This is a genomic window from Ideonella sp. (genome assembly GCF_035254525.1).
Taxonomy (GTDB): Bacteria; Pseudomonadota; Gammaproteobacteria; order Burkholderiales; family Burkholderiaceae_C; genus Ideonella.
The window spans coordinates 1-5,840 of record NZ_DATFAN010000067.1 but is presented as its reverse complement, the minus strand read 5'-3'; the positions used below and the strand labels follow the sequence as shown (position 1 = coordinate 5,840).

The 5,840-nt window shown below is 69.7% G+C and carries 3 protein-coding genes; all 3 read left to right on the top strand.

Going from position 1 to position 5,840, the window contains the following annotated elements; genetic code table 11:
* The coding region (locus VJ693_RS06555; protein ID WP_324152711.1) for a nitrate reductase at nucleotides 1-2,161 on the top strand (2,161 nt) is incomplete at its 5' end.
* 12 nt (nucleotides 2,162-2,173) lie between these two features.
* On the top strand, nucleotides 2,174-4,156 hold the full coding sequence (locus tag VJ693_RS06550; RefSeq protein ID WP_324152710.1) for a DmsC/YnfH family molybdoenzyme membrane anchor subunit: 1,983 nt from the start codon (nucleotides 2,174-2,176) through the stop codon (nucleotides 4,154-4,156).
* Nucleotides 4,157-4,186: 30 nt separating this feature from the next.
* Nucleotides 4,187-5,840: molybdopterin-dependent oxidoreductase (locus VJ693_RS06545; protein WP_324152709.1), on the top strand; the 1,654-nt coding region annotated here is incomplete at its 3' end.

The window sequence follows — 5,840 nt, the reverse complement described above, 5'->3', positions numbered from 1 at the left end:
CTCCACCGGCTGCTCGATCGAGATCGGCCTCGATGAAGCCGGCAAGATCGTCACCAGCCGCGGCCACGCCGGCGCCGACGTCAACCGCGGCAAGCTGTGCATCAAGGGCCTGCTGGAGCACGAGCTGTTCGACTCGCCCGGCCGCGGCAAGCAGCCGCTGGTGCGCGAGCGGGCGCACCAGCCCTTCCAGCCGGCGAGCTGGGACACGGCGTTGGACCGCACCGCGGCCGAGATCAAGCGCATCCAGGCGCAGTACGGGCGCGACGCCTTCGCCGTCGTCTCGACCGGCCAGCTGCTGACCGAGGAGTTCTACACGCTCGGCAAGCTGGTGCGCGGCCAGATCGGCACCAACAACTACGACGGCAACACGACGCTGTGCATGGCGTCGGCGGTGTCGGGCTACAAGCGCAGCTTCGGCTCCGACGGCCCGCCCGGCTGCTACGAGGATTTCGAGCACACCCACTGCCTGATGGCCTTCGGCTCGAACCTGCCCGAGCAGCACCCCATCATCTACTGGCGCCTGAAGGAGGCGCTGGAGAAGCGCAAGTTCCCGCTCATCGTCGTCGACCCGCGCGTGACGATGCTCGCACAGTTCGCCGACATCCACCTGCCCATCACGCCGGGCACCGATTGCGTGCTGATCAACGCGATGCTGCACGTGATCTTCAAGGAAGGGCTGGAGGACAAGGCCTACATCGCCGCGCACACCCAGGGCATAGCCGAGCTGCGCGCGCTGGTGGCCGACTACGACCCCAAGACCGCGCAGCACGTGTGCGGCATCGACGAGGACCGCATCCGCACCGTCGCGCGGCTGTATGCCAAGGCGCCGGCCGCGATGAGCATCTGGACCATGGGCATCAACCAGTCCACCCATGGCTCCGATGGCGTCGTCGACATCAACAACCTGAACCTGGTCACCGGCAACATCGGCAAGCCCGGCGGCACCAGCCTGTCGATCACCGGCCAGTGCAACGCGATGGGCACCCGCGAGTGGTCGTCGTGCTCGGGCCTGCCCGGCTACCGGCTGCTCGAGAAAGAGAAGGACCGCCAGCAGATCGCCGAGTTCTGGGGCGTCGACGAGGGCTTCTTCCCGCCGGCGCGCGGGCTGGCGCAGACCGACATCTTCCCGGCCATCGAGACCGGCGAGATCAAGGGCCTGTGGCTGGTGGCGACCAACCCGATGACCTCGATGCCCAACCAGCCGCGCATCCGCAAGGCGATGGAGAAGCTCGAGTTCCTGGTGGTGCAGGATGTCTACGAGGACGTCGAGACCAACCAGTACGCGCACGTCTTCCTGCCCGCCGCGGTGTGGGCCGAGAAGGAGGGCTGCCACACCAACACCGAGCGCCGCGTCAACCTGACGCGCAACGTGCTGCCGGCCTACGCCGACTCGAAGCCCGACTTCTGGATCTTCAACCAGATGGCCAAGCGCTTCGAGGACCGCCACAGGATCCACTTCCCCGACACGCCCGAAGGCGCCTTCGAGGAGATGAAGAGGCTGTCGGTCGGCGCCGGCCGCACGCTCGACATCTCGGGCATGAGCTATGACCGCATCGAGGCGGCGCGCGGCATCCAGTGGCCCTACAGCGCCGAGCAGGCCGCCGAGGACGAGGCCCGTGCCGGCCCGGCCGGCGCCGACGGCATGCAGCGCCGCCAGCCTTTCCTCGGCAACCCGCGGCTGTACACCGACGGCGTGTTCCAGACGCCCAGCGGCCGCGCGAACCTGATCCCGATCCGCTTCGTCGACAACAACGAGCGCCCCGACCCCGACTACCCGTTCTGGCTCAACTCGGGCCGCGTGGTCGAGCATTTCCACACCCGCACCCGCACCGGCAAGATCGGCAACTGCAACAAGTTCAGCCCGACGCCGTACATGGAGATGAACCCCGACGCGGCGGCCGATCTGGGCATCGAACACCAGAGTTATGTGCGCGTGGTCAGCCGGCGCGGCGACGCGGTGGTGATGGTGCAGCTCACCCACCGCGTCGGGCGCGACATGCTGTTCATCCCCTTCCACTTCCACGACTGCGTCAACCGGCTGACGCTGGGCCTGCTCGACCCGTATTCACGCCAGCCGGCGTTCAAGCAGAACGCTGTGCGCATCGAGCCGATCGACCAGCGCGAGGCCGCGCGCCTGAACCTCGAACGCCGCGCGTTCTGACGGGAGCCATCCATGCTGATGAACGTGAAGATCGATCCGCGCACCGGCGAGGCCAGCGTCGGCGGCAGCGTGCCGCCGCGGCCGCTGATCCGCGCGACCGAGCCGTCGACCTGGGAGATCCGCACCGAGGAGCAGGCTTACGCCTTCCTGCCCGAGGTGGAGATCCCGGCGACCAACCGCTACGGCCAGGCCATCGACCTGATCGAGCACGTCAAGGCCGAGGCACCCCACCTCAAGGACCTGGCATCTGGCCGCTCGATGTACATCAACGAGAACCCGGTCGTCGGCCCCAACCCGAACCGCAACAAGCAGCACGGTTTCTTCTTCACGTCCGACAACTGCATCGGCTGCCACGCCTGCGAGGCGGCCTGCTCGGAGAAGAACGAGAACCCGGCGCACCTGGCCTTCCGCTCGGTCGGCTACGTCGAGGGCGGCAGCTTCCCCGACTACAAGCGGATGAACATCTCGATGGCCTGCAACCATTGCGATGACCCCGTCTGCCTGAAGGGCTGCCCGACCCGCGCCTACACCAAGCACACCGAATACGGTGCGGTGCTGCAAGACCCCGAGACCTGTTTCGGCTGCGGCTACTGCACCTGGGTCTGCCCCTACAACGCTCCGCAGCTCGACCCGGTCAAGGGCCAGGTCTCGAAGTGCAACATGTGCGTGGACCGGCTCGAGGTCGGCCTGAAGCCGGCCTGCGTGGCGGCCTGCGTCGGCAACGCACTCGATTTCGGCATCATCGAGACGGTGCCCGAGGGCCGCGAGCAGGCGCGCGTCGAGATCCCGGGCTTTCCGTCACCCGAGATCACGCACCCGAACATCCGCTTCCAGCAGATCAAGAAGCTGCCGGACGAGCTCAAGCGCACCGATTCGATGCCGGTGAAGTACCACCGCGACGAACAGGGCCGCTACCGACCAGCCATCGACCCGAAGAAGGGCCATGAGCGGCACTGGAACCTCGCCCGCCTGAGCTCGCGCGAGAACCCGCTGGTGCTGTTCACGCTGTCGGCTCAAGCAGCGCTCGGCGCCTTCGCGCTGGCCTTCGCCGGTGCGCTCGCCGGGCTGCCGGGCTTCACCGAATTCGCGGCCTCGGCGGCCTACGTGCCGCTGGCGCTGATTGCGCTGGGTCTGGTCGGCTTCGGCCTGTTCATGTCGACGATGCACCTGGGCAAGCCCAAGCGCTTCTACCGCGGCTTCAACAACCTGCGCCACTCGCCGGTCTCGCGCGAGGGCCTGGGGATCGCGCTGTTCCAGGCGATGCTGGGCACGCACCTGCTGCTGTCGCTGCCGGCGCACCCCTGGGTGGCGCCGGTGCTCGGCGGCTGGGGCCCGGGCTGGCTCGCGCCGCTGGCCCAGCTGACCGGCGTGCTGGCGATGATCGCCGGCGGCGGCGGTCTGTGCTACATGACGCGCTGCTACCGCATCAAGGCGCGCCCGTTCTGGAACCACTGGCAAGTCGCCACCGCGTTCTTCGGCAATGCACTGTCGCTGGGCGCGATCGTCGCCGCCTTGGTGATGTTGCCCACGCTGATGGTGCTCGGCGTCGCGCTGCAGCCGGTGCTGCTGGGCGTTGCCGCCGCCCTCGCGCTGGGCCTGGCGGCCGAGGCCATCGGCCACGCGGCCCACGCCGCGGCCATGCGCGCGGCGGAGCACGAAGGTGGTGCGTCCTACTACGTGCAGAGCACGACCTTCGGCAAGACCTTCGTGCTGCGCAACGTGCTGCTCGGCGCGGCGCTGGCCGGCACGCTGGGCCTGCTCGGCTGGCTGCTGTGGCAGCCCGGCGCGGGTGGCGCCGAAGCGGTGGCGTTCGCGCTGCTGGGCAGCGTCGCGCTGGCCGCCGCGGTGGTCAGCCGCGCGCTGTTCTACGTGCTCGTGATCCCGACCACGATGCCCGGCGCCTTCTTCTGGAAGAACAAGGGCTTCGAGCAGCACGCCCGCGACATCGGCCTGGCCCATTTGCCACAGGTCGGCGTGGTCCCTTTGACGCACTAGCGTGGCACCCGTCTTGCTACCTCGCACGGTATGCAAGACGGAGCCCGCCACGAGACGAAATCGACCTGCTGCTACTGCGGCGTCGGCTGCGGCGTGGTCATCGAACATGACGGCGCACGCATCACCGGCGTGCGTGGCGACCCCGACCACCCGGCCAACTTCGGCCGGCTGTGCAGCAAGGGCTCGACGCTGCACCTGACCGCGGCCGAGCACGTGACGCGGCAGACCCGCCTGCTCACGCCGATGCGGCGCGCCGTGCGCGGCCAGGCGCCGGTCGCGATCGGCTGGGACGAGGCGCTCGACGAGGCCGCTCAGCGCCTGGCCGCGATCCACGCGGCCCACGGCCCCGACGCGATCGGCGTCTACGTCTCGGGCCAGTTGCTGACCGAGGACTATTACGTCTTCAACAAGCTGGTCAAGGGCCTCATCGGCAGCAACCACATCGACACCAACTCGCGGCTGTGCATGTCCAGCGCGGTGGCCGGCTACAAGGCCACGCTGGGGGCCGATGCGCCCCCGTGCTCGTACGACGACCTCGCGCTGGCGCAGACCGTGTTCATCACCGGCAGCAACCTGGCCTGGGCGCACCCCATCCTGATGCGCCGGCTCGAGGATGCGCGGCGCGCAAACCCCGCCCAGAAATGGATCGTCGCCGACCCTCGCCGCACCGAGACCGCCGAAGCCGCCGACCTGCACCTGCCCCTGCTGCCGGGCAGCGACGTGGCGCTCTGCCACGGCCTGCTGCACCTGCTGCTGTGGGAGGGCCTGAGCGACGCCGCCTACATCGCCGCGCACACCAGCGGCTTCGAGAGCCTGCGCGAACGCGTGCGCGAGTACACGCCGCGCGAGACGGCGCGCCTGACCGGGCTGAAGGAAGCCGACATCGTCACCGCGGCGCGCTGGTTCGCAGGCCTCGACGAGGCCACGCCGACGCTGTCCCGCGGAGGCCGGAGGCCGACCCTCTCTCTCTATTGCCAGGGCCTGAACCAGAGCAGCGCCGGCACCGCGAAGAACGCCGCGCTGATCAACCTGCACCTGGCCACCGGCCAGATCGGCAAGCCGGGCGCGGGCCCTTTCTCGCTGACCGGCCAGCCCAACGCGATGGGCGGTCGCGAGGTCGGCGGCCTGGCCAACCTGCTCAGCGCGCACCGCGACCTCGCCAACCCCGAACACCGGGCCGAGGTCGCCCGCCTGTGGGGCGTGCCCGAGGTGCCGGCGGCCCCGGGCCTGACGGCGGTCGAGATGTTCCAGGCCGCGGCCGATGGCCAGGTCAGGGCGCTGTGGATCGCGTGCACCAACCCGGCCCAGTCGCTGCCCGACCAGGCCACGGTGCGGCGCGCCCTCGAGCGCGCCGAGTTCGTCATCGTGCAGGAGGCTTTCGCCACCACCGCCACCTGCGCCTATGCCGACCTGCTGCTGCCGGCCACGACATGGGGCGAGAAGGACGGCACCGTGACCAACAGCGAGCGCCGCATCAGCCGCGTGCGCCCCGCGCTGCCGCCGGCGGGGCAGGCACGGCACGACTGGGCCATCGCCGCCGACATCGCGCGCCGCCTGGCCGCGCGCATCGCGCCCGAGCGCGCCGCGCTGTTCGACTACCCGACGCCCGAATCGGTCTGGCTGGAGCACCGCGCGTCGACCCGCGGCCGCGACCTCGACATCACCGGCCTGAGCTATGCGCTGC